The organism is Alkalibacterium sp. f15, assembly GCF_049389645.1.
Taxonomy (GTDB): Bacteria; Bacillota; Bacilli; order Lactobacillales; family Carnobacteriaceae_A; genus Alkalibacterium.
This window is the reverse complement of the sequence record NZ_CP186540.1, coordinates 1,683,599-1,708,301: the sequence shown is the minus strand read 5'-3', so window position 1 is coordinate 1,708,301 and position 24,703 is coordinate 1,683,599. Positions and strand designations below refer to the sequence as shown.

Sequence of the window (24,703 nt, the reverse complement as noted above, 5' to 3'; positions counted from 1 at the left end):
ATCTATTTAACTGTCCAATTCATGATACGCAGTATATACTTCACGCTTTGGTATGTCTCTTAATAGGGCTACTTCTTTCATTGCTTGTTTACTGGAAAGAGCGTAATTCTCCATGATGAATTCGACATGTTCTTTTAATGTCCAATTTTCCCAAATTTTGTCTTCTTTGGTATCGGCATCTTCATTGCCTTCAACGATGATCACAAATTCTCCTCGTATTTTTTCATTATTTAACCACTCGACCACTTCTTCTGTGGTCCCACGAATAAATTCCTCAAAGCGCTTGGTCACTTCACGAGCTAAAACCAGTTTTCTTTCAGCACCGAAGACGCTACTCATCTCTTCGACTACTTGTTTGACGCGATGTGGTGATTCATAAAATACAAGTGTCTCTTTCCTCTTATTCAGTTCTTCCAGTTCAGCAATCAACTCTTTTTTCTTGCGCGGTAAAAAGCCTAAAAAGTAAAAAGGTTGCGGGGATATGCCCGATGCTATCAGGGATGTCAAGGCCGCGTTCGGTCCAGGTAAAGGAACCACAGAAATATCCGCTTCGATCGCCGCTTTCACCAGATCCACTCCCGGATCACTGATCGAAGGCATCCCGGCATCACTCACTTGAGCAATCGAATTTCCATTAAGAAGTTTATCAATGAGCTGCGGTGTGCGTTCTTTTGAATTGTGTTCGTGAAAACTGATCTGGTGTGTAACGATTTCAAAATGATTCAACAGTTTTTGCGTGTTTCTAGTATCCTCTGCAGCGATCAAATCGACTTCTTTCAAGATGTTGACCGCCCGAAAGGTCATGTCTTCTAAATTACCTATGGGTGTCGGAACTAGATATAATATCCCTGTTTCCTGCTTTTCGAAACTTTTTTGTGTCTCAATCATGTTTGCCTGTCACCTCTTTCACTACACACGTCGTTTGCTGCCTAAATGGCGATGCAACACCGTGCTGTTTTAAATAATCGTCTTTTCGTTTGCGTATCAACTTTTTAAACGCGGCTTCCGCTTTGGTCGCTTCGCTGCGCGTGGCGTATGCTTCAGCATAAATCATAGATAACGGGCGACGACGTTCTGGCCGAGTATATTTGGCTCCGATGCCGTCATTATGTTCTCTCAGTCGTCTGGTTAGATCAGTCGTATAACCACCGTACAGTGATCCGTCTTTACAGTGTAAAACGTAAAAGTAACTTGTCTGTGCTTCACTCATTGCCGTAAATCATCCTTCTTACTTCTGGAAAATACTCTCCATTATCATCGAACACATACAAAGGCGGCAGGATTTGCAGCCCGGTTTCTTTTCCCTGTTTGATGCCTTCTATCAGTATCATGTTGGCCTCTTTATCTGGTTTCGGATAGACAAACCGGATACGTTTAGGTGCCAGATCGACGGCCCGCATTTCATCCATGATTTCCAGAAACCGTTCAGGTCTGTGAACGAAATAGGCTTTCCCTTTAGTTTTAAGCAAGCCTGCGGAAACAGTCATTAACTCTCTCAACGTTAGATGCAGTTCATGCCTGGCGATAGCTAGGTGTTCATTCGGATTTTTCCGGCTCGCATCTGACACAATGAAATAGGGCGGGTTACAGGTCAGTATATCCACTGAATCTTTTTTAATGTGCGTCGTTGCTTCATTAACATCGCCGTGGATCATCTCGACCTGTTCTTCCAAGTGATTCAGTTGAATGCTTCGCTGCGCCATATCGACGAGTCGGTCCTGAAGTTCCAACGCTATTATTTTACTTTTGGTTTTCTGACTCAGCATCAATGCCACTGCGCCATTACCCGAACACAAATCAACGATCTTGGCCCGGTCATGTTTAGGGACTTTAGCAAAGTCGCCTAACAAGACTGCATCCAGAGAAAATGAAAAGACAGACGGGCTTTGTATTATTTCTAAATCATATTGCATCAACTGATCAATACGTTCATCGTTTTTTAATTGAATTTCCATAATACTTTTGCTTCCTTTATCTTCATTTCATTAAGTATACCAAAAACATCATCGTTTTTTGCTTCTTTTTGATAAATTAAAAAAGACGGTAGAATTGACAAAAGCCGCTCACGAGTGAGCGGCTTTCTAATTAAAAAATAAATATTTGTAAAGCAAATTGCTGGATATTTCTATTCGTATTCATATTACTAAGTTTCTCATTTAAACGACACGATCCCTACCTCTATCGTGTCCTTACAACCCCATAGTTGCGCCAGTGTGGATAAACTTCTTTAAAACGTGTTTATATAATACTTCATACTTACCTTTAACGTTATACCAGTATACCATTTTTTGGAAAATAAGCAAATAACAGGCTCTTATTGTCTACTTAGCGCTCTATTCGGTTAGCTCAACTCGTTTTCTACCATAGTTTGCCGAAGTTGTCCGTTCTTCGGTTCACTCACCAGGTTTTCTGCCTGAGCTTGCCGAAGCTGCCCCGTCTTCGGTTCACTCACCAGGTTTTCTGCCTGAGTTTGCCGAAGGTGGCCTTTCTTCGGTTTACTCACCAGGTTTTCTGGCCGAGTTTGCCGAAGATGTCCGTTCTTCGGTTCACTCACCAGGTTTTCCGACTGAGTTTGCCGAAGTTGTCCTGTCTTCGGTTCACTCACCAGGTTTTCCGACTGAGTTTGCCGAAGTTGTCCTGTCTTCGGTTCACTCACCAGATTTTCTGCCTGAGTTTACCGAAGGTGGCCTTTCTTCGGTTTACTCACCAGGTTTTCTGCCTGAGTTTGCCGAAGTTGTCTGCTCTTAGCGTCACTCGCTGAAAATTATCCCTGAGTAAACCTAACCTCACACAAAAAGCTCCCATTTCTTTGAATTGTCTCGCTATAATCAAATTTCTAGAAAGAACAACACACACTTATTAAACTTAAAATTCAAAGAAAGAAGACTTCAAGAAGGTGGATGAATTGAAGTCTTACCTTCTTGAAGTCTTTTATTTATAGTCGCCGTTCTTCCAGAGAACGACTTCTTCATCCGCTAAAGACTTTTTCACATCAATGATGCGCTGATTGGAGCTGCCTCTAAAAGCTAAGTTCAGGTCCATTTGGTCTTGTTTGAACCGTCCGTCAACGAGGACATCGATGACTGCTAGCAAGTCTTTCTTGTCTTCCGTACCTTGCATCAGTTCTTCCCAAGTGTATCCGGTCCAGGACCAGACGTCCTTGGTTTCACCAAAATCTGCTCTGATTCTCCTGCACAGTGGAACAGTGACGCCGGTGTTCAAAAACGGCTCGCCGCCCAACAGCGTTAATCCCTGGCAGTAATCGGCTTGCAGGTCTTTCATTATCTGTTCTTCCAACGCTTCTGAGTAAGGAGTCCCATACGAAAAATTTTGGGCGGCTTTGTTGTAGCAGCCTACGCAGGCGAAAGGACAGCCACTGACATACAGGCTGCACCTGACTCCTTCGCCGTCAACAAAGTTATACGGCTTGTAGTCGGCGACAAAATTTTTACTGAAACGCTCAGAAGTCCAGGCAATCGGATCAGCCGGCATCAGGACCAAAACCTTTCATATGTTTCGTACGTGAAGCGATCTCTTTGTGTCGTCCGCCAACCATTGGTCGTTTTTGCGGATTGCCAAGATACCCGCAGGTCCGTTTGACCACGTCGCAGGTTTCAGCATCAGTGTTGCCACACTGCGGACATTCAAAGCCATTTTCAGTCGGTTTGAAGTCTCCTTCAAACTCACACTTATAACAGCGATCGATGGGCGTATTTGTTCCGAGATAACCTATCCGGTCATACGCATAGTCCCAGACGGTTTCCAAAGCTTTGGGATTCGTCTGCAGCTTAGGGTACTCACAGTAATGAATAAAACCGCCGCCAGTATACTTGGCATAGTCTTTTTCAAAATCGATTTTCTCAAATGGTGTGGGATTTTTACGTACGTCGTAATGGAAACTGTTTGTGTAATACCCCTTATCCGTGATATCCGAGATGCTGCCAAATTTTTCAGTATCCAGCTGACAGAAACGGTCCGTCAGACTTTCACTCGGTGTCGAATACACACTCACGTGTAAACCACTTTCCTGCCCCCACTCGTCTGCATGTGCTTTGAGTGTCTGCATGATTTCCAAGGTGAACGTTTTAGCTTCTTCGTTATCTTCCCATTCGTTTCCATAAAAAACGGTGGCTGCTTCGTATAGACCGATATATCCTAATGAAACGGTCGCGCGTTTATTCAAAAACAGATCAGATACACTATCTTCTTTGGCCAGTCGTTTTCCGAAAGCACCATACATGTATAAGATAGGGGCATTTACCGGCTCAGCTTCCATTACCCGGTTAGCTTTAAATAACAGCGCATCCTTAAGGACGGAGAGACGTTCTTCCAGCAAAGTATTGAATTTCCCCCTATTGCCTTTCGATTCGATGGCTATGCGGGGCACATTCAGCGTAACGACACCCAGGTTCATGCGCCCAACTGATACATCTTCCCCCTGTTCATTTTTCCATCCCTGCAGAAATGAACGGCAACCCATCGGTGTTTTAAAACTTCCAGTGATTTCCACTAATTTTTCGTAGTTCAGTACATCCGGATACATGCGTTTTGTCGAGCATTCTAAAGCCAACTGTTTGATGTCATAGTTTGGATCAGTTGCATTCAAGTTCAAGTCCCTTTTCAAGGCGAAAATGAGTTTAGGAAAAATTGCGGTTCGTTTTTCTTTGCCCAAACCTTTGATTCGCACGATCAGGATAGCCTTTTGGATTTCTCGTTCGATCCAATTCGTTCCCAGACCGAATCCCAAACTGGTGAAGGGTGTCTGGCCTTGGCTTGTATACAGGGTATTGATTTCATATTCCAAACTCTGCATCGCATCATAAATGTCTTTTTTAGTCTTGTCGGTAGCAAAGGCTTCATGCTTCTCTGCTCCGTCGATCCACTCCCGCGCTGTTTTTAAATGTTTCTGATAGTTCAGTTCAGCATAAGGAGCCAGTACTTCATCCACGCGGTCAAAGCTGCAGCCACCATATTGGCTTGAAGCCACATTCGCAATGATTTGAGCCGTTTGAGCCGTCGCTGTCTGAATGGACCGCGGAGATTCCACTTCTGCATTACCGATTTGAAACCCTTCTTCAAACATATTTTCAAAGTCGATCAAGCAACAGTTAGACATTGGAGAATATGGGGTGTAATCCAAGTCATGATAATGGATATCACCCTTTTCATGGGCATTGGCGACATGAGGAGGCAAAAATTTCAAACCTAAAGCCTTACCTACGATACCTGCCGTTAGATCACGCTGGGTGTTGAAGACCTTACTGTCCTTGTTGGCATTCTCGTTTATAATTGATTTATCTTGTTTCAGTAAACGTTCGACCATCGCATTCACATCACGTCTGGTTTCACGGTTGTTCTCTTTTTCTTCTCTTCTTTGGATGTAACCTTCCGCTAAGTCGTCACAGTCATGTTTTTTCAGCACAGCTAAAACGACCAGATCAATGTCTTTGGTATCTATGTTTGCTGCCCCGTTTGTGACCATATCCTCTTCCACTTCTGCCGAGATTTCTTTCAACTCATCAAACGAATAAGTCAAGTCTAATTGCTGAGCGGCTTGAAACAAAGCCTCCGTTATTTTTTTGCGGTTGAACGTTTGCACTCTTCCGTCACGTTTTTCAACTATTGATAAGCTATCGTTCGAACCGTTCTGTTTTACCGTTTGATTAGTCACCTTACTATTTTGCATTGTTTAACTCCTCCTACTTATTCAACCATTCACAAGACCAGCTAAAAAAATATGTATCTATATTATTTAGCTGCAGGCGTTTCTCACTGAGAGAAACGCCTGTAAACTAAATCGGTATACCTTAACTCATCCACTTTTCATAGTCGCTGTCATCCATGGATTCAACCATGCCGACAAGGTAACCATTGCCGACTTGCGAGAAGAAGTCGTGATTGCTTGTGCCGGTTGATATCCCATTCATGATGATGGGATTAACATCATCGGCTTTATCGGGGAACAACGGATCGAAACCTAGATTCTGTAACGCTTTATTGGCGTTATAACGCAGAAAGACCTCGACATCTTGTGTCCAACCCATTTCATCATACAGGTAGCTCGTATATTCGGTTTCATTTTCATAGAGTTCGAACAACAACTCGAATGTCCAGTTTTTCAATTCTTCTTTTTCTTTTTCGTCTAACTGATTGTATCCAATCTGGAATTTATAGCCGACATAGGTTCCGTGTACCGATTCGTCACGCAAGATCAGTTTTATGATTTCAGCGACATTGGTCAGCTTACCGTTTCCTAAATAATAAAGAGGCGCATAAAATCCGGAATAGAATAAAAAGGATTCCAGGAAGACACTGGCTACTTTCTTTTGTAACTCCGTACCCTCTTGATAGATCCCGTTGATTTTCTGTGCTTTTTTCTGAAGCATCGGGTCGGTTAGTGTCCACTCAAAAATCTCTTCTATTTCAGATTTCGTATTCAGCGTGCTGAAAATGGCACTGTAACTTTTCGCATGCATGGACTCCATAAATTCGATATTATTATAGACCGCTTCTTCATGCTGTGTGCGACTACTTTTTTTCAGGACTTCTATCCCGTCTTGAGACTGCAGTGTGTCCAGCAAGGTTAAACCTCCAAACACTTTCGCAATCATATCTTTCTCACCTAAGGAAAGTTTATTCCAGTCACTTAAGTCATTGGACAAAGGAATACGGGTATCTGTCCAGAACTGTTCCACTAGTTTTTCCCAAGTCAACTTGTCGATCATGTCATCAATACGATTCCAGTTAATGGCTTTATATGCTTCTGTCATAGTTGATTCTCCTTTATTCCAAAGAAGACTAGTCGAGCTGTCTTCTACTATTCTTGCAAGTTTAAATCGTGCAGCTTTCACAGGCGTTAGCGCCGATTTCTTCCTGGTCATCAGTAAATGTTCGCACGTAGTAAATCGATTTGACCCCTTTTTTATGGGCATAATGTCTCAGAATGGTCAGATCGCGGGTCGTCTGCTTGCTGGTACGTCCTTCTTTCCATTCATACAAACCTTCAGGAATCGCCGAGCGCATAAAGAGCGTCAAACTCATTCCCTGATCGACATGTTTTTGAGCTGCAGCATAGACATCAATGACTCGTCGCATATCCATATCATAGGCACTCGTATAAAAAGGCATCGTTTCATTAGACAAATGAGGCGCCGGGTAATAGGTCTTCCCGGTCATTTTTTCCTGACGCTCTTCCACCAGGCGCGTTATCGGATGGATACTGGCAGATGTTTCGTTCACGTAACTGATCGACCCTGTGGGTGCCACTGCCAAACGATTCTGATGATACAGGCCATGTGTCTGCACCTCTTTTTTAAGAGACTCCCAATCTTCTTTTGAAGGAACGGAAATGCCACGATTGCTGAAAATCCGCTCAACCTTATCGTATTTAAAAGCAAACGGTTCTTCTATATATTTGTCAAAGTACGTTCCGCTGGCATACTCTGATTTTTCAAAGTTATGGAACACCGTCTGACGTTCTTTAGCCATGTCATTGCTTGCTTTCAATGTGTAGTAATTAAGCAGCATGAAGTAAACATCGGTAAATTCAATCGAGTCCAAAGAGCCGTAATGCATCTGATTCAGGGCAAAGAAGGTATGCAATCCCATGGCTCCAAGGCCTATCGTATGATACTTGTCATTGCCGTTTTTCACGGTAGGTACCGCATCGATGCTGGAATGATCGGTCACATATGTCAACGCTCTGACCATCGTATTAACGGACTGTTCAAAGTCTGGCGTGTTCATTAAATTAACCACGTTGGTCGAACCTAAATTACAGCTGATATCTGTCCCTAAGACTTCATATTCCTGGTTGTCTTTGATGATCGACGGGTTCTGGATCTGCAGGATCTCACTGCACAAATTGCTCATCGTAATCGTCCCGTCAACCGGGTTTTCTCTGTTGGCTGTATCGATATTAATTATATACGGATAACCTGACTCCTGCTGAAGTTTAGAAATTTCATTCTCCAGTTCGCGTGCATTGATTTTTGTTTTTCTGATCTCGGGATTGGCGACCAGGTTATCGTACTCTTTTGTGATATCGACGTAGGAAAAAGGTTCGCCATAAAAACGTTCAACGTCATAAGGACTGAACAGGTGCATATCCTGATTACCTGCAGCGAGTTCATAGAATTTATCCGGTACCACGAGCCCCAGTGACAATGTCTTCACACGTACTTTTTCATCTGCATTCTCTTTCTTGGTAGATAAGAAACGCAGAATATCGGGATGGAAGACATTCAGGTAAACGGCTCCGGCTCCATTTCGCTGGCCGAGCTGATTGGAATAACTGAAGCTGTCTTCGAGTAACTTCATCACAGGCAAGACACCGCTTGAAGCATTCTCGATTTTCTTGATTGGATCGCCTGCCGCTCTTAAATTCGTCAAGTTAACACCGACACCTCCACCGATTCTTGATAACTGCAAAGCAGAGTTGATCGTACGGCCGATACTATTCATGTCATCAGTGGTCTGAATCAAGAAACATGAGACAAATTCACCACGCCGTTTACGTCCGGCATTAAGAAAAGTTGGGGTGGCTGGCTGATAACGTTGATTAATGATTTCCTCGGCAATATGCCGGGCTAATTCCTCGTCACCATCAGCCAAATATAAAGCATTAAAAGCGATTCGATCCTCGAATCGTTCTAAATACTGCGTGCCGTCGTTTGTTTTCAGTGCATATTGGGTGTAAAACTTATACGCACCCATGAATGAACGAAAACGGAATTCTTTTGCATAAAGTTCTTCGAATAAACGAACGATAAACGCCTCAGAATACTTGTTTAAAAACTCTTTTTCAATAAAATCATTGTCAGTCAAGTACGTGAGTTTTTCTATGATGCTGTCAAACTGAACAGTTTTCGGATTCACATGCTCTTTGAAAAAAGCATTCGCTGCTTCTTTATCTTTGTGTAAAGGGATCTGATTATCGACAGGTCGATTGATTTCATTATTCAATTTAAAATAAGTTACTTCTTTTGGACTTTCTTTCAGTGTGTTAGTCGAAGCCAAGAGTATTCACCGCTTTCTTTAATTTTTCCACATCTTCATCATTGCCCTGAAATTCGAATTGATGGAGCAAGGGCACATTGTAATCATTGGCTATGTCTTTTGCTGTAAAAGCAAACAATGGGCCAAAGTTAAGATTCCCTCCACCTACCACGCCTTTCAACAACTGGCTGTTGTTACCAGTTTCAAGAAAGTCATCCCAAACTTCAGTGACTTCTTTGTCATAGGTGGGTGTGACAATGATGAATGGGGCTGTCATCTGAATAAATGGATCTGCCGGGTTCAACTCCAGCACATCCATTTGTAATTTTTTTACGAATTTTCGCGTTTGTCCAGTTAACGTTAAGTAAACAACTTTCATTTTTAATTACGCCAATCTATTTAACATGTCAGGTCTGAAACCATTAAACGCTTCGATACCTTCAGCAATGACTACGGGCAAGGAACTGAATCCCAGTTGTTTCACTTCATCAATAGCTTTGACATTTTGTTCGATATCTTTTACTTCAAAAGCTATTCCCTTATTTTCCAGATATTTTTTTGTGAATTGACATTGCATGCAATTTGGTTTTGAATAGACGATAACTGTTGCTTTTTCCATTATGATTACCTCCAGTAAATATGTTTCTTCGGCATTCTATTTTTATATAGTTGATCAACATTGACTACCGTTCGACTTATGTTCTTTGTTATCACTATTGTACAACAGAGAATTACAAAATCAAGGGGAACACACTATATATATTGTTTTATTTTAATTAAAACACTACATGTTGTGTTTTTAACAAATAGAAAAACCCTCCATGAAATGCATGTCAACTGCATTTTGGGAGGATTCTAATTTAATTTTTCGATTTATTGTGAATCAATTATCTTCTTTCACCGTAAATAACTTCTAAACAAAAAGCACACGGTTCATCGCCATCTCTTCTTGAACCATAAAATAGATTACAGACGTGAAAACCGTCTTCATATATTTTTTCAAGATTCAAACGAGATTTCGTCATACCAGAGTCTGTTATTTGTTTTTCGATCGACTGCTGTTTAACTACTTCCGCTAAGCGATCTCTGAGATGTTGGTTTTCCATTCGCAGCACGTTGTTTTCTTCAGTCAAGTGAGATAATTCTTCTTTGATGTTTTTAATTATACTCAATGTGGCTTCTGCTTGGGATTCCAACTCAGAAAACGTGTCGTGTAATTCTTTTTTATCCATTTTTCACCACTTCTTTGCTCTTCTTAGCCTAATTATCAGTGATGCGTTGACCTAAAAAACATCACCTTACATCTCCTACTAGCATACCATGATTAGACTGAAATTGCCAAATGAACGCTAATTATTTATAAATACTTATAATGACTCTTTCATTACGTCTAGCATTTTAAGTGCGCTCATCTCAAAAACACCTTGAGCTGCCACATTACTGGCTAAATATTTTTTCCCGGTTAATATGATGTCCATTAAATCAGCAAGTGTCCCTGCATTTAATCGCTCGGCTTCTTCTCGAATTTTATCACGGTATTTAAAGTAGCCGACCGAGTGGTCACTGGATATCTGAGAATTCAAGATGTCTTGTAAAATAACTAAAAACAAATCGAGTACTAACTGATATTCTGCTTTTTCTTTGACTAGAGGCATGATTTCAGTATGCACAAAGATAAACGCCTGATCGTCTTTTTTGGAAATAGTTACATACCACTTCCATACGGATTCAATCAAAGTAGTCAAGTTCTCATTTCCAGACAACTCCATCGCTTGTTCTGTATCGCTGGTCAGTTGACTCAGTACTGCTGCTCGTTCTTTCGATAAACCGGCCTCTTCCAAAGCCATCAGGCGTTTTTCTCTTGATAACTGCGGAAATTGAATCAATTGTACACGTGATAAAATGGTAGGCAGTAACAGATGTTTTGCCGAAGTCATTAAGATGACCAGGATATCTCCATCTGGTTCTTCTAAAAACTTCAACAAACTGTTAGCAGCTTGTGTAGTCATTTTTTCGACGTCCTCGATCATAACTAGTTTCTTTCTGCCTTCAACACCACTTTTGGTAAACTCTTGTTTCAGTTCTCTGACTTGATTGATCTTAATGGACAAGCCATCTGGTTTCAATTCAATGACATCTGGATGTTGATGGGATGCGATTCTTAGACAAGTATGACACTCCCCGCAAGGTCCCTGAGAAAAATTCTGACAGAATAAACTCTGGGCTATCCATAATGCTGTTTCCTTTTTCCCTGTGCCCGTTTTGCCATCAAATAAATAGGCATGTTGTAACATGTTCTTTTCAATCAACTGAATAAACAGCCGCTGGATACTCGGCTGTTTGACTTTATTGGTAGACATTGCTCGTCTCCCTCGCGTTTAAAATTGTAAAAATTGATCGATGGGTAAAACAAAAATAGTAGCTCCCCCGACTTCAACGTTTATTGGATAAGTTAAATCAGATTCCAAGGTAAAGTCATAAGAAGGTGGACTCATCATGGTTTGACTTCGAGTTGAACAATTTTCTTTAATCAGTTCGAGTACATCATCCACTTTTCTATCTTCCACACCCATTAAAAAGGTTGTATTTCCGGCTCTTAAAAATCCGCCTGTGGAAGACAATTTTGTAGCACGAACACCCTTTTCTACAAATTGATCAGCCAAACGTTTACTGTCCTGGTTTTGTACAATCGATACGATTAATTTCATCTTGTTTCATCCTCTCTATAAAACACACTTTGTTACAATTTTTCTTTGACTATTTCCCACACTTCATTGAATACTTTTTCCTCTGATTGACTCGCATCAACAGTTACAAACCGGCTCGGTTCTGCTTTGATCAGAGCTAAGTAGCCTCTTCTTACTTCTTCATGAAAAGCGACTTCTTCTAATTCCAAGCGGTCTTGTGTGCGGTTCGAGCTTTTATCTTTAATACGATTGAGTCCCACTTGTGCATCTACATCTAAATAGATCGTCAGATCCGGTCTCAACCCTTCTATCGCAAACTCATTGATTGCTTTAACTTCTTCAATACCGATCCCTCTTGCCTGACCCTGATATGCAATGGAACTGTCAACAAAACGATCACACAGGACGATATCGCCTCTTTCAAGGGCAGGATTGATTTTCTCAACCACATGTTGTCTTCGACCGGCTGCTAAAAGTAATGCCTCTGTTCTGTCATCCATAACTGTATGTATCGGATCGAGTAAGATATCTCTGATTCTTTCTGCTATTTCACTGCCACCCGGTTCTCTTGTTACAATTAAAGGTTTGGTGGTTGCTTCTTGTATCGCTTTTACTAATCTCTTTACGACACTCGATTTCCCTGCGCCATCTGGACCTTCAATTGTGATAAATAATCCGCTCACACATTTTCCTCCGTCTACAAATCTTTGTTCTGAAATCATTATACGATAGATAGTCAGTTGTTGTCTATTCTTAAAAAAGTTATCTGCATAAAGAGAAACCTTTCATCACTTTTTATGCTCTACTAATCTTAAAGATTTCCTTCCATCAAAAAAAAAAAGAAGCGACTGAACAATACAGTCGCTTCTTTTTTTTCTATACTATAAAATCATTTTAATGAAAATCCTTATTATCCGCCTACTTTTATGACGATTTTCCCTACCGCATGATGTGTCTCGCTCATAGCGTGTGCTTCGTAAATACCTTTTTCGCTCAATGGATAAGTCGCTCCGATGATAGATTTCACTTTTCCTTGTTCCATCAATTCAGCTAATTCTGTCAATTGTTTTCCATTCGGTTCTAACCAGATATTATCAAATGCAACATCTGCATTCTCAATCAACGCTTTGTCGGCGTCCTCAACGATGGAAACGACTCTCCCAGTATGAGGTTTAACAACCTTGAAACTATTTTTCAAGATTTCTCCACCCATAGTATCAATAACAACATCAACATCACTTAGGATTTTGGTGAAGTCCTCATTTTTGTAGTCAATAAATTGATCGACGCCTAGACTCAGCAATAACTCCCTATTATTTTCACTCGCTGTAGAAATGACAAAAGCACCTTTACTTTTTGCTAATTGTATAGCGTATGTTCCTACACCACCAGAACCAGCATGAATCAGGATTTTCTCTCCAGCAGCCAATTTCCCATAATCAAACACTGCTTGCCAAGCAGTCAGTCCTGCTAAAGGAGCAGCTGCTGCTTCTTCAAATGAAATAGTTTCAGGAATATACGCTAACAAATTATCATCTACTGCAGTATATTCAGCGTATGTTCCAAAACGGGTTGTGTCTGGACGTGCAAATACGCGATCCCCAACTTTCCAATCGGTTACTTCACTGCCTATTTCAACAATTTCTCCAGCAACATCCCATCCTAAAATAATAGGATATTCCCAAGGCATCATATTTTTTAGATATCCTTCACGCAGTTTCCAGTCAATAGGATTAATTGAAGTCGCCTTTTCTTTTACAACAACTTGATGCTCTTTAGCTATTGGCATTGGTACTTCTGTTTCTTTCAACATTTCTTTTCCACCGTATTCTTCGATAATTACAGCTTTCATTTTTACTTTCCTCCAAACAAATACTTGTTGTTTCATAATCAACTCTCTTACTAATAAGAAGTATAACTGAACTTGTTACAGATTGACACTAATTGGACTGAACTATAAAAAAGAACAATCATAAGCCTTACCGTATAAAAGACCAATTTGATCTTCAATGGTTCGTTTACTCCTTTTGAAATACGATTTACTGCCACTTTTCAAATTTTTTAATGCAATAAGAATATAGCTATTACGCTTACGATATTTAATTTCAATAAATTAATTTCAAAAAAATCAGGTCGATAGTTAAATAACTATCGACCTGAAATCTATTTTATTTATTGATTAGAAAATTTCTTTTTGTATATCGCCATAAATGAACCAGCAATTAATGAAACTGTTCCTAACAACATATATACATAAGTGTTTGTAGCAGTAGAAGGTAACGCTTCGCCTTCCTGCTCTAAAACTACAGAATCGATTGATTTGCCTGGTGATTCTGGTTTTCCTGGTTTGTCTGGCTTGCCTGGCTTACCTGGTTCTCCTGGTTTGCCTGGTTCGTCTGGCTTGCCTGGTTCTCCTGGCTTGCCTGGTTCTCCTGGCTTGCCTGGTTCTCCTGGCTCTCCGGGTTTACCTGGCTCTCCTGGCTCTCCTGGTTTACCTGGTTCTCCTGGTTTGCCTGGTTGTCCTGGTTTGCCTGGTTCGCCCGGTTCGCCTGGTTCACCTGGTTCGCCTGGTTCGCCCGGTTCTCCCGGTTCGCCTGGTTCACCTGGTTCGCCCGGTTCTCCCGGTTCTCCTGGTTCGCCCGGTTCTCCCGGTTCGCCTGGTTCGCCCGGTTCTTCAGGTAAATCTTCACCATTTAAATCGGTGATTCTGCCTTCGATTACTGGGTTTACAATACCATCAAGGTATTGTTCTTCTACCATATAATCGCGTAATTGTTGCCAGTCTTCTTCACCGATATCTCTGACACGGCCTTCTTCAAATGCTTTAGCGAAGGTTGCGAAGCCGTCTCCACCTTTACCTGTGAAGCCGTTCGTTGTTACAAGATAAGATTCATCCATACTGATTTCTGTTAATTCCCCATCATTATCGATGTACATCTTGACAATGCGGTCACCGGCTTCTCTTGTGCTGTCAAAGTAGAATTTCATACCGGATACATGTAAGAAACCACCATTTTCTGCAGGTGCCTGACGGACACTGTGTTCCATGATATCTTTGATTTCTTGTCCGGACAGTTCTGCAACGACTGGATTGTTACCGAATGGTAACACGGTCAATATCTCTCCTGTAGTGATCGGTCCTTGATCGATGCCGGCACGAATACCGCCACCGTTCTGGAAGGCGATCACTATTTCAGGGAATTTCTCCTGAGCTTTCGCAAGCATTGCGTCTGTGATCAGGTTGCCTAATCTTGTTTCATCAGCACGTACGCTGAATTCACTGCCTTCACCGTGTCTTGGATTTTCCAAGGCCTCAACAGCTACGGCTCCAATTTCTTCATTACTGATTGCCTCAACGTGTAGTTTGTATTCTTCCATCACATCGAGCGCTTCAGCGTCAGCTGGATAGTCGCCCACATTGAGCAAGGCTCCAGCATGTCCAACTACTTCACCTTCGGCATTGAATTCAACGACTAAAGTCCCTAGATTCTGTGCGTATTGTCCACCCTGGACAATGACGGTTGGGGCTTTACTGTTACCTTCTGCATCCTCAGTGACAATAACGGGTTCTTTGATCTCTGAATGCGAGTGTCCGCCAACGATAATATCGATACCGTCAACTTCCATGGCTACACGCAGGTCATTGCCCATTTCTGGTGCAGTATCAAATCCTAAGTGGTTGACAGCCATGATTTTATTGATACCTGCATCTTCAAAAGCTTGAACAGCTTCTTCTGCAGCTATTATGAAATCTGTGAAGTCAACGTCCTTCGGACTGGCGATATTTTTCGTATCTTCTGTAAGTAAACCGAAGACACCAATTTGTTCGCCGTTGATTTCCTGAATGATACTGTCATAAATCAATCCATCTTGAGGATTTTTCACCAGTGACTCATTTGTTTCGTATGATCTCATAAATGGATCTTGTGAAAAGTCGATATTCGTGCCCAAGAATGGGAACGCAGCGTTATTCACAAATTCAGCTAATGATGCGTGTCCGCCTTCAGCGTCACCCAAGTCGAATTCATGATTACCGAAGGTCATCACATCGATATCCATCAAGTTCAATAATGCCAAATCAGCCTGGCCTTTGAATTCATTGAAGTATAACGTGCCTGAGAAAACATCTCCCGCGTTTACAAGCATTGAATCCGGTTTTTCACCACGGAATTCTTTGATTGCTGTAAGCATATGTGGGTATCTTTCAACTCGACCATGCGTGTCATTCATGTGCATGACTGAGAATTCAAATGTTTCTTCAGGTAATTCTTCACCATCTAAATCGGTGATTCTGCCTTCGATCACTGGGTTTACAATACCATCAAGGTATTGTTCTTCTACCATATAATCGCGTAATTGTTGCCAGTCTTCTTCACCGATATCTCTGACACGGCCTTCTTCAAATGCTTTAGCGAAGGTTGCGAAGCCGTCTCCACCTTTACCTGTGAAGCCGTTCGTTGTTACAAGATAAGATTCATCCATACTGATTTCTGTTAATTCCCCATCATTATCGATGTACATCTTGACAATGCGGTCACCGGCTTCTCTTGTGCTGTCAAAGTAGAATTTCATACCGGATACATGTAAGAAACCACCGTTTTCTGCAGGTGCCTGACGGACACTGTGTTCCATGATATCTTTGATTTCTTGTCCGGACAGTTCTGCAACGACTGGATTGTTACCGAATGGTAACACGGTCAATATCTCTCCTGTAGTGATCGGTCCTTGATCGATGCCGGCACGAATACCGCCACCGTTCTGGAAGGCGATCACTATTTCAGGGAATTTCTCCTGAGCTTTCGCAAGCATTGCGTCTGTGATCAGGTTGCCTAATCTTGTTTCATCAGCACGTACGCTGAATTCACTGCCTTCACCGTGTCTTGGATTTTCCAAGGCCTCAACAGCTACGGCTCCAATTTCTTCATTACTGATTGCCTCAACGTGTAGTTTGTATTCTTCCATCACATCGAGAGCTTCAGCGTCAGCTGGATAGTCGCCCACATTGAGCAAGGCTCCAGCATGTCCAACTACTTCACCTTCGGCATTGAATTCAACGACTAAAGTCCCTAGATTCTGTGCGTATTGTCCACCCTGGACAATGACGGTTGGGGCTTTACTGTTACCTTCTGCATCCTCAGTGACAATAACGGGTTCTTTGATCTCTGAATGCGAGTGTCCGCCAACGATAATATCGATACCGTCAACTTCCATGGCTACACGCAGGTCATTGCCCATTTCTGGTGCAGTATCAAATCCTAAGTGGTTGACAGCCATGATTTTATTGATACCTGCATCTTCAAAAGCTTGAACAGCTTCTTCTGCAGCTATTATGAAATCTGTGAAGTCAACGTCCTTCGGACTGGCGATATTTTTCGTATCTTCTGTAAGTAAACCGAAGACACCAATTTGTTCGCCGTTGATTTCCTGAATGATACTGTCATAAATCAATCCATCTTGAGGATTTTTCACCAGTGACTCATTTGTTTCGTATGATCTCATAAATGGATCTTGTGAAAAGTCGATATTCGTGCCCAAGAATGGGAACGCAGCGTTATTCACAAATTCAGCTAATGATGCGTGTCCGCCTTCAGCGTCACCCAAGTCGAATTCATGATTACCGAAGGTCATCACATCGATATCCATCAAGTTCAATAATGCCAAATCAGCCTGGCCTTTGAATTCATTGAAGTATAACGTGCCTGAGAAAACATCTCCCGCGTTTACAAGCATTGAATCCGGTTTTTCACCACGGAATTCTTTGATTGCTGTAAGCATATGTGGGTATCTTTCAACTCGACCATGCGTATCATTCATATGCATGACTGAGAATTCAAATGTTTCTTCTGCTTCACGTAAATCAATTTGAGCTAATACTGGATCATGGTCACTTGCTCGTCCATGCATATTAGTATAGTCAGCGTTGACGTTGATTATGTCTATCTCCGCTGTGTCAGCTAGATTATTAGACACTAGAATATGGTCCAACACTTGAGAATTCCCTTGATAAACATAATTATATCGTTCACTCGCAGGTATTTTATTGACGAGATTAGTTAATTCTTCCCCTGCTAGGAGTTCTAATGGTTTTGAGAATTCAAAATCATTCATATCTCCTAAAACCACGATATTTTCTTCTGGATTATCTGCTAAAATGTCATCAACGAAAGAATTGATAACTTTTGCTAAATGATTACGTTTGGTTCTGCTTCCAAATTCTGGGGGTTGGATTTGTCCATAATACGGATCGTCCCCACGCTTAGAATTCAAGTGGTTATTGATCACAACGATACTTTCACCCTTAAATTCAAATTCTGCTGCCAATGGTTTTCGAGTCCCACCGAATTCAGAAGGAGATACACGGCCTGGGTTCAATGTCAATTCGCCATCGACATAACCAACAGCCTCATTTATACTGCCGCCATCTTTTTCAGTCATCGAGACACGTTCAGGATTATATAAATATCCTACACGAATGTTGCCACCCGGTGCGCCACCATCTTTGTTATATTCAGGATCAATATTAGCATAAGCGTAAGTTGGTCCACCTACAGCTACAATTTCATTGATCAAACGTGAATAACTTTCATCTGCATTTGCTGTGTCTGAATTTGTTCCATCATTAGCCATTATTTCAACGATTCCAATGATATCTGGACTGTTCATATCATCAACGAATGTCTTGGCAATTCTATTGGCTTTAACATTAGATGTTTGAGAAGTGTTTGCCGAGAAGTTCTCAACATTATAAGTGGCCACAGTCAATTTATCTTCATCTTTTACGATTGATGTATTTGACGACGCAACTTGACTTTCTACCATAACATCTTTGACATCATCTAAGTCTGAATAGATTTTATAATTACCGAAGCCATAATTTACAACACCTTCGATAGATTCAACAAACATATCTCCTGTTTTAACAGCGAAGTCCCTTGCGTCCGCATTAGGTTGCAATTTAAACTGGATCAATTTTGAATCGGGTCCGTTTTCTGTTAAACGAATCCCCCCATTAACGGTTGTATTAGCAGGTGTATAGTCATCTGTCACAACAACTAAATCACCATGCTGCTGTGGAGCAACAGCTCTGGAAGGTAATACTTCCACGTACATCCCTTCAATACTTTCCCAATAATCAAGAGAATATAGTTCCGGATCAAAGTTTTCCAGACTAGTGCCACCTTTGATTTCTGAAGGTATAGCATTTGAAGAAATTTGTACTGGTGTAGGTAAGTCAACACTATTTTCCAATACATTGATTATACCGCCTCTATCATCACGTGCATTAATTTGAGTAACGGATAAGTCGGTTTTTGTTTTCTCAGCATAGCCATCAATGTGATACTCAGATACTTCACCCGTGACTTCAATGAGATTTCCTACTTCAACACCTGAGTCTCGACCAGTATAGACAACAATACCCTCAGATGTATGAGGATTATCGTCTTGAAGTTCATCCGGAGTCTGCATGTGGAAATAATTTGCTCCGTAAATGTTATAGACATAAGTGACGATTCCTCTTACGTTATAAACTGTCTCACCATTCATTGGAGAATAATGACCATCTCCTTGAATTTGATGTATCTTGATTCCTTCTTCAGCATCAAAGACATCATAACCAAATTCGGTTACAGTACTGAGCCGATCATCCACTACAGCAATTGCTTTCAAAGTAACTGCTTCTTCAATAACAATCGGTTCTGTGTAAAGACTACTTGTTATAGTTGGCTCTGATCCGTCCATTGTATAATAAATGGTTGCAGAAGAATTTGTATTTAAAGTAACTTCTGTCCCGATCGGGATATTACCAGCTGCTGGATTAGCAAAAACCGGCTGTACAATACTGGAATCTTCAACAACATCCTGCGTATTACGAGGTAAGATTTGATATGTATCATCAAATTGTGACACGATCCCTGTAATAGATTCATATGTCGTTCCTGTATTTAATTCTAATGTGCCATTTTCATCTCGAATCGTAAACGCAACACCCGATGCATCAATTGCTAAATAATTGGCCCAGCCACTGCCTGAACTGACACTAGTTATTTCAACATCTGTTAAAATTGCTAATTCAGACTGATGATTTGGTAAATCTGCCCCAGTTAGTGGTAATGGGTCAGGAACTTCAGTATCACTTGTTTTTTCAATTAATGTAGCACCATCTATTTGGAGAAGACCACGGTAAGTCTGCAGGTTGCCACTCACAACAACTTCGTCACCCAAACTAACATCTAGAGAATTTGGTCTAATGGCTATTGCTGCCGTATCATCTTGAATCTGAATCGTATTTTTAAGTTTGGCTGTGACTATTCCTTTGGTTTTTACTTCTCCAGTGTTTTGCGCTCTAGCTTCTTCAATAGTTAAAAGCTGTAATTCTTCATTTTCTGCCGGAATTTCTGTGTCGCCCGGAGTTTCGGTATCACCTGGAGTTTCGGTGTCACCTGGAGTTTCGGTGTCGCCCGGAGATTCGGTGTCACCTGGAGTTTCGGTGTCACCAGAATCTTCTGTCGCAAGTATAATTCCACTTACACTTTTTATGCCATTCGTACTAAAGTAAGCCTCTAGTGAACCAGAAACAACTACTTCTTGTCCTAACATATCCGGATTAGTCTGTAATCCAAACCCGGTTCGTAATTCTCCACTAGGTATTTGAACATAAAGCATGTTCGCTGGATCTGTCTCACCTGGAGTACTTGCTATAGCAAAGTTAGTATCACTTGTAAAATTATCGATGCTTACATTATTTGTACTTACTACAAAGCCAACCACATATCCTTTAACAGATGCTAGGGATGAATCACTACCGTTAGCTATAGCATCCTCGACGGACAGATAGGTTGATTCACTTGCTACTATACTTGTTTCAGGTTCATCAGCACTTGTGTTAGCATATGCCGAAATTGGAGCAGCTGTTTGAGCAAATGAACTTAACAGGAGCATTGTCGCTAAGGAAAAACTATACTTCTTTCGCCAATTATTGTGCATTAAATTCTCTCCCTTTACATAATAGTTTACTCTATCATTATATATGTGCAATTTTCGTCAAACAATATCCCTCCTTATTACTATTGACATAATAACTATAGAGTTAATCAATAAGACTTACTTGACACTTTCATAAAGAACTCTATTGAAGTTTTCTTCATTTAGAGTTCTTTACATAAATGATAGCGATAACAACATGTAACAATAACTTCCTCCTCCCTTATTATAATTCCCGGTTATTATCGCTATTACCTCATAGTTTAATCTACTGATTTCGAATTGTCAACGCTTTCATTATTAAAAAGTATATTAGTATTTTATAATGATATACTTTTAATAATGCTGTACGAATGAATATGAAATCCGCCATATACACACTAATTTTCCTGCCGCTCGAGGCTTCTAAAAAAATGCAATAAAAAAAACGACTAACGTTTAGTCGTTTTCCTGAAATCTTCATTTTCAATCCAATATGTTCCCGTTCAGTCGTCTGATACGTGCTTCTTTAAACAAATAATAATATTTTGCTTTTTGCAGCTTATAGTGTGCACGCCATTCCGGTTGCTCATCGACGATCACTGATTCAACTTTCTCGTAAGCTTCAAACTGTCTTTTCTGTTCTCGGATCAATTTCATCAACTTTTCATCATACGAACGCTTTAATTTACTTTTTCTTTTAAATAATGGCATCGTACACCTACATCTCTCTTCGACCTTCAACTGCTTTAAATAAAGTCACTTCATCTGCATATTCAATATCACTACCAACAGACAAGCCATGAGCAAGTCGGGTTACTTTTATCCCAGCCGGTTTGATCAAGCGTGATAAATACATGGCTGTTGCTTCACCTTCTGCGGTAGCATTGGTCGCGATGATCACTTCTTTTACTTGATCTTTTTGAAGACGCTTGATCAAGACAGGAATATTGATATCTTCGGGTCCGGTCCCTTCAACTGGCGACAACACACCGTGTAAGACGTGATACAAGCCTTTAAACTCATGCATTTTTTCCATTGAAATGACATCTTTAGGCTGTTCGACGACCAGAATGATTGATTGATCCCTGTTTTTATCCTCGCAGATATCACAGGGGTCATTCTGAGTCATGTTTCCACAGACAGAACAATACTGTAAATCTCTCTTTACACTGATCAATGCTTTGGCAAAACGAGTGACATCTTCTTCCTGCATATTGACTGTGTAAAAAGCCAGGCGAGCAGCGGTTTTCTCACCGATGCCTGGCAGTTTCATATAACTTTCCATTAATTGTGCGATCGGTTCTGGATAATGCATGATTGTTTCCTTTCTAACGTAAAGCCTCAAACTGAATTGAGGCCTCCACTCTTTTACTTAGACCTTACATTCCGGGTAGTCCCATACCTTTAGAATATTTACCCATCATTTTTTCTGTTTCTGAATCTATTTTTTCTAAAGCGTCATTTATAGCCAGCAAAACTAAATCCTCGATGATTTCAACGTCTTCAGGATCAACGATTTCTTCTTTGATCGAGACATTTTTACATTTTTTGTCTCCCGTAAAGATAACTGTTACGAGATCACTATTCGCTGTCCCAGTGAATTCTTTTTCATTTAATGTTGCTTGCTCACTTTCCATGTTTTTCTGCATTTTCTGCATTTTTTTCATCATACCTTGCATATCTCCCATTCCACGCATGTTTAATCTTCCTCCCAAATTTTAGTCGTGAATTTTCACGTTTTCTTCCCCGAACAGATTAACTGCCTCGCTTACAACAGCATCCATTTCTTCTGCCTCTTTCGTTACTTGCTCTTCTTCCGGCTCGCCCGTTTCTTCATTACTTGGACCACTCTTCATCTGATCGATATAAGCTTGTCGGACCTCTAGCCATTTGCCTGATGGGACGGTTGCCAATTCAGCCCGGCATCCGATAACTTTTTCCAGATAATCCCCGACCGCATCGATCAGGAAGGTATCATTGGCTGCTCTTTCACATAGAATATCATAGTCAAACGTGACTACCAAACCTTGTGGACTCGCTGCCACAGGTTTTGAGGTATTCATAATAGCCTTTTGACTCGATGACAATGCATTGATCAAGTCCACCCAGACATCTTTTAATTTAGCTAAATCATCCCGGGTGGCGTGTTCAAGTATCCCAAAGACTTGATGGGTGTCTACTTTAAACGCTGTTTGACCCGCTTTTTTCCTTGTGGTTGGGCGTTTAGGTGCTGCATTTCCCTCAGTATTAGGTGCGGTCTGCTGCATCTGTTCAATCGCTTTTTGCATCTGACTCAGTTTATTTTTAAGTGACCGGATTTCTTGACTGTCACTCGTATCTTTTTGTACCGTCGCCGTTGCTGCTACGCGAGGTGTCGACACTTGTGATAGACGAACCGTCGCCACTTCTAAATACACTTCTGCATGTGTAGATGTCCGCATCTCTAGTTGCGTTTGATTCATAATGCGAATAACGTCATAGATTTTTTCCGGATCAGCCGCTTCAATGAGTTTATTAAAGCCGTCGTCCACCTTGCTCATCTTGAGTAACGTGTCTTCTTTTGTTTTCTGATAAATGAGTATATCTCGAGAAAACAGGATCACATCTTCAACTAACCGATTTGCATCTTTGCCTTCTTGCATCATCTGATGAAGTAACGCTAAACCTGTTCCTGTGTCGTGATTCAATGCAGCCGTTAAATAGTCGATCATCAATTCCTGCGTGATACTCCCAGTAATCTTTAACGTGTCATCTAAATTGACTATGCCGTCTGAAAATGAAATGACCTGATCCAAAATACTCAGTGCATCACGCATCCCGCCTTCAGCAGCTTTTGCAATGCTCATTAAGGCATCCGGGTCGAATTCAATGTGTTTTTCATTCAAAATATATGTCATTCGTTTGATCATATCAAGCGGAGAGATACGCCTAAAGTCAAAGCGCTGGGTTCGCGAGATGATGGTTAAAGGGATTTTATGCGGTTCAGTCGTCGCCAGAATAAAAACGACATTCATTGGCGGTTCTTCTAAGGTTTTCAGTAGAGCATTGAACGCGCCCATGGATAACATATGCACTTCGTCAATAATATAAACTTTGTATTTTGCTTCGGTGGGTGCATAATTCGCTTTTTCTCTGATGTCACGAATTTCTTCTACACCATTATTACTGGCCGCATCGATCTCTATGACGTCCCCAAGTTTCCCCTGGGTAATGGACCGGCACAGATCACATTCATTACACGGTTCACCGTCCACAGCATTCGGACAATTCATTGCTTTGGCAAATATTTTAGCCGCACTTGTTTTCCCTGTTCCTCTAGGGCCAGAGAACAAATACGCATGACTCGTATTCCCATGACTTAATGCATTTCTTAACGTTCTGGTCACAGCTTCCTGTCCCGCAACATCTCCAAAACGTTGGGGTCTCCAGACGCGATATAAAGCTTGATAGCTCATGTTTCCCCTCTTTTCTTACGAAATCGGTCTCTATACTATTATAGGTGAATTCTTGTCTAATTGAAAAAGGTTTTTTAAAAGTTATCAAAAAAAAGATGCCCTTATAATAAGGAACATCTCTATCTATGAATAGTTATGAATTATTCATGGCTATGTAATCACAGAACACACGGCGGAGCAATACTTAGTGCTGCTTCCTTCCGGACCTGACACGGTTCATATGCCCACCGTTGTCCTGTGGCCTTTCGGCACTTCCTATAATAGCATACAATGATAAAAATTTAAAGGAGAAATTTAAATTGAACAGCTAACCCCTTTAATGGCGCGGATGACTCTGGAACTACTTTTGGAGGCGATAACTGGAATGATCAAAAAGACTGATATTAAAACAAATACTGTCGTCAAACCTGATTCAGGTAAAAGATAGACAATACCTTGAAGGATCATAAAGTAGAGAAGATAAAATCCGATACTAAATGCCGGACACATAAAACGTTTCATTATACTCACTCCTCGATTCATGATGCATTATACCAGACGGGGTATAGAATATCTAGTCGTTATATTTCCATGGCGTTTTCCCTTGAGACATTTAGCACA

General features: G+C 41.0%; 21 protein-coding genes and 1 other RNA gene. All 22 read right to left on the bottom strand.

The features are described 5' to 3' along the window. Positions 1-6 precede the first annotated feature (6 nt). Positions 7-888 carry a 16S rRNA (cytidine(1402)-2'-O)-methyltransferase gene (gene rsmI / locus ACO1PF_RS08365; protein WP_423188602.1) on the bottom strand — a complete coding sequence of 294 codons (882 nt, stop codon included), beginning with the start codon at positions 886-888 and terminating at the stop codon, positions 7-9. Continuing rightward, complete coding sequence (locus tag ACO1PF_RS08360; RefSeq protein ID WP_423188601.1) at positions 881-1,210, bottom strand: GIY-YIG nuclease family protein; 330 nt, start codon at positions 1,208-1,210, stop codon at positions 881-883. Before ACO1PF_RS08360 ends, rsmI begins: the two co-directional genes overlap by 8 nt. Next, a complete protein-coding gene (locus tag ACO1PF_RS08355; protein WP_423188600.1) occupies positions 1,203-1,955 on the bottom strand; it encodes a tRNA1(Val) (adenine(37)-N6)-methyltransferase in 753 nt (250 codons plus the stop codon). The genes ACO1PF_RS08360 and ACO1PF_RS08355 overlap by 8 nt, the downstream gene beginning before the upstream one ends. A gap of 386 nt (positions 1,956-2,341) precedes the next feature. Then, positions 2,342-2,656, bottom strand: coding sequence for a hypothetical protein (locus tag ACO1PF_RS08350; RefSeq protein ID WP_423188599.1), 315 nt, complete (start codon positions 2,654-2,656; stop codon positions 2,342-2,344). A 275-nt stretch (positions 2,657-2,931) separates the two neighbouring features. Then, on the bottom strand, positions 2,932-3,492 hold the full coding sequence (nrdG, locus tag ACO1PF_RS08345; protein ID WP_423188598.1) for an anaerobic ribonucleoside-triphosphate reductase activating protein: 561 nt from the start codon (positions 3,490-3,492) through the stop codon (positions 2,932-2,934). Further along, positions 3,482-5,686 (bottom strand): anaerobic ribonucleoside-triphosphate reductase, encoded by a 2,205-nt coding sequence (gene nrdD / locus ACO1PF_RS08340; RefSeq protein WP_423188597.1) that lies wholly within the window; start codon positions 5,684-5,686, stop codon positions 3,482-3,484. The genes nrdG and nrdD overlap by 11 nt, the downstream gene beginning before the upstream one ends. A gap of 121 nt (positions 5,687-5,807) precedes the next feature. After that, positions 5,808-6,770: a class 1b ribonucleoside-diphosphate reductase subunit beta gene (nrdF, locus tag ACO1PF_RS08335; protein ID WP_423188596.1), complete on the bottom strand. Its 963-nt coding sequence runs from the start codon at positions 6,768-6,770 to the stop codon at positions 5,808-5,810. A 61-nt stretch (positions 6,771-6,831) separates the two neighbouring features. Next, positions 6,832-9,000, bottom strand: a complete 2,169-nt coding sequence (nrdE, locus tag ACO1PF_RS08330) for a class 1b ribonucleoside-diphosphate reductase subunit alpha (RefSeq protein WP_423190532.1) — start codon at positions 8,998-9,000, stop codon at positions 6,832-6,834. A 4-nt stretch (positions 9,001-9,004) separates the two neighbouring features. Further along, complete coding sequence (gene nrdI, locus ACO1PF_RS08325; protein ID WP_423188595.1) at positions 9,005-9,376, bottom strand: class Ib ribonucleoside-diphosphate reductase assembly flavoprotein NrdI; 372 nt, start codon at positions 9,374-9,376, stop codon at positions 9,005-9,007. Positions 9,377-9,382: 6 nt separating this feature from the next. Further along, a complete protein-coding gene (gene nrdH, locus ACO1PF_RS08320) occupies positions 9,383-9,616 on the bottom strand; it encodes a glutaredoxin-like protein NrdH (protein ID WP_423188594.1) in 234 nt (77 codons plus the stop codon). 268 nt (positions 9,617-9,884) lie between these two features. Further along, complete coding sequence (locus ACO1PF_RS08315) at positions 9,885-10,229, bottom strand: DNA replication initiation control protein YabA (RefSeq protein WP_071848322.1); 345 nt, start codon at positions 10,227-10,229, stop codon at positions 9,885-9,887. Between the two features lie 135 nt (positions 10,230-10,364). Continuing rightward, entirely contained in the window at positions 10,365-11,357 is a 993-nt protein-coding gene (gene holB, locus ACO1PF_RS08310) for a DNA polymerase III subunit delta' (RefSeq protein WP_423188593.1), read from the bottom strand. Positions 11,358-11,375: 18 nt separating this feature from the next. After that, a complete protein-coding gene (locus tag ACO1PF_RS08305; RefSeq protein ID WP_423188592.1) occupies positions 11,376-11,705 on the bottom strand; it encodes a cyclic-di-AMP receptor in 330 nt (109 codons plus the stop codon). A gap of 32 nt (positions 11,706-11,737) precedes the next feature. Continuing rightward, positions 11,738-12,367 carry a dTMP kinase gene (tmk, locus tag ACO1PF_RS08300; protein ID WP_423188591.1) on the bottom strand — a complete coding sequence of 210 codons (630 nt, stop codon included), beginning with the start codon at positions 12,365-12,367 and terminating at the stop codon, positions 11,738-11,740. 227 nt (positions 12,368-12,594) lie between these two features. After that, entirely contained in the window at positions 12,595-13,536 is a 942-nt protein-coding gene (locus tag ACO1PF_RS08295; protein WP_423188590.1) for an NADP-dependent oxidoreductase, read from the bottom strand. Between the two features lie 320 nt (positions 13,537-13,856). Then, the gene (locus ACO1PF_RS08290) at positions 13,857-20,669 is read right to left on the bottom strand and encodes a 5'-nucleotidase C-terminal domain-containing protein (RefSeq protein ID WP_423188589.1); all 6,813 of its coding nucleotides are present in this window, start codon (positions 20,667-20,669) and stop codon (positions 13,857-13,859) included. Positions 20,670-21,131: 462 nt separating this feature from the next. Then, positions 21,132-21,359, bottom strand: a complete 228-nt coding sequence (locus ACO1PF_RS08285) for a YaaL family protein (RefSeq protein ID WP_423188588.1) — start codon at positions 21,357-21,359, stop codon at positions 21,132-21,134. Between the two features lie 7 nt (positions 21,360-21,366). Then, positions 21,367-21,963 carry a recombination mediator RecR gene (gene recR, locus ACO1PF_RS08280; protein WP_423188587.1) on the bottom strand — a complete coding sequence of 199 codons (597 nt, stop codon included), beginning with the start codon at positions 21,961-21,963 and terminating at the stop codon, positions 21,367-21,369. A 64-nt stretch (positions 21,964-22,027) separates the two neighbouring features. Then, positions 22,028-22,345, bottom strand: coding sequence for a YbaB/EbfC family nucleoid-associated protein (locus ACO1PF_RS08275; protein WP_423188586.1), 318 nt, complete (start codon positions 22,343-22,345; stop codon positions 22,028-22,030). Positions 22,346-22,366: 21 nt separating this feature from the next. Beyond that, positions 22,367-24,103 (bottom strand): DNA polymerase III subunit gamma/tau, encoded by a 1,737-nt coding sequence (gene dnaX, locus ACO1PF_RS08270; RefSeq protein ID WP_423188585.1) that lies wholly within the window; start codon positions 24,101-24,103, stop codon positions 22,367-22,369. A 154-nt stretch (positions 24,104-24,257) separates the two neighbouring features. After that, positions 24,258-24,345, bottom strand: an RNA gene (gene ffs / locus ACO1PF_RS08265) — signal recognition particle sRNA small type. Between the two features lie 52 nt (positions 24,346-24,397). Continuing rightward, complete coding sequence (locus tag ACO1PF_RS08260) at positions 24,398-24,604, bottom strand: hypothetical protein (RefSeq protein WP_423188584.1); 207 nt, start codon at positions 24,602-24,604, stop codon at positions 24,398-24,400. Between the last annotated feature and the right edge of the window lie 99 nt (positions 24,605-24,703).

What these genes read in the sequence shown, in the direction of transcription:
- rsmI (WP_423188602.1), bottom strand. Translation starts at nt 888, where the DNA reads ATGATTGAGACACAAAAAAGTTTCGAAAAGCAGGAAACAGGGATATTA.
- ACO1PF_RS08360 (WP_423188601.1), bottom strand. Translation starts at nt 1,210, where the DNA reads ATGAGTGAAGCACAGACAAGTTACTTTTACGTTTTACACTGTAAAGAC.
- ACO1PF_RS08355 (WP_423188600.1), bottom strand. Translation starts at nt 1,955, where the DNA reads ATGGAAATTCAATTAAAAAACGATGAACGTATTGATCAGTTGATGCAA.
- nrdG (WP_423188598.1), bottom strand. Translation starts at nt 3,492, where the DNA reads ATGCCGGCTGATCCGATTGCCTGGACTTCTGAGCGTTTCAGTAAAAAT.
- nrdD (WP_423188597.1), bottom strand. Translation starts at nt 5,686, where the DNA reads ATGCAAAATAGTAAGGTGACTAATCAAACGGTAAAACAGAACGGTTCG.
- nrdF (WP_423188596.1), bottom strand. Translation starts at nt 6,770, where the DNA reads ATGACAGAAGCATATAAAGCCATTAACTGGAATCGTATTGATGACATG.
- nrdI (WP_423188595.1), bottom strand. Translation starts at nt 9,376, where the DNA reads ATGAAAGTTGTTTACTTAACGTTAACTGGACAAACGCGAAAATTCGTA.
- nrdH (WP_423188594.1), bottom strand. Translation starts at nt 9,616, where the DNA reads ATGGAAAAAGCAACAGTTATCGTCTATTCAAAACCAAATTGCATGCAA.
- ACO1PF_RS08315 (WP_071848322.1), bottom strand. Translation starts at nt 10,229, where the DNA reads ATGGATAAAAAAGAATTACACGACACGTTTTCTGAGTTGGAATCCCAA.
- holB (WP_423188593.1), bottom strand. Translation starts at nt 11,357, where the DNA reads ATGTCTACCAATAAAGTCAAACAGCCGAGTATCCAGCGGCTGTTTATT.
- ACO1PF_RS08305 (WP_423188592.1), bottom strand. Translation starts at nt 11,705, where the DNA reads ATGAAATTAATCGTATCGATTGTACAAAACCAGGACAGTAAACGTTTG.
- ACO1PF_RS08295 (WP_423188590.1), bottom strand. Translation starts at nt 13,536, where the DNA reads ATGAAAGCTGTAATTATCGAAGAATACGGTGGAAAAGAAATGTTGAAA.
- ACO1PF_RS08290 (WP_423188589.1), bottom strand. Translation starts at nt 20,669, where the DNA reads ATGCACAATAATTGGCGAAAGAAGTATAGTTTTTCCTTAGCGACAATG.
- ACO1PF_RS08285 (WP_423188588.1), bottom strand. Translation starts at nt 21,359, where the DNA reads ATGCCATTATTTAAAAGAAAAAGTAAATTAAAGCGTTCGTATGATGAA.
- recR (WP_423188587.1), bottom strand. Translation starts at nt 21,963, where the DNA reads ATGCATTATCCAGAACCGATCGCACAATTAATGGAAAGTTATATGAAA.
- ACO1PF_RS08275 (WP_423188586.1), bottom strand. Translation starts at nt 22,345, where the DNA reads ATGCGTGGAATGGGAGATATGCAAGGTATGATGAAAAAAATGCAGAAA.
- dnaX (WP_423188585.1), bottom strand. Translation starts at nt 24,103, where the DNA reads ATGAGCTATCAAGCTTTATATCGCGTCTGGAGACCCCAACGTTTTGGA.
- ACO1PF_RS08260 (WP_423188584.1), bottom strand. Translation starts at nt 24,604, where the DNA reads ATGAAACGTTTTATGTGTCCGGCATTTAGTATCGGATTTTATCTTCTC.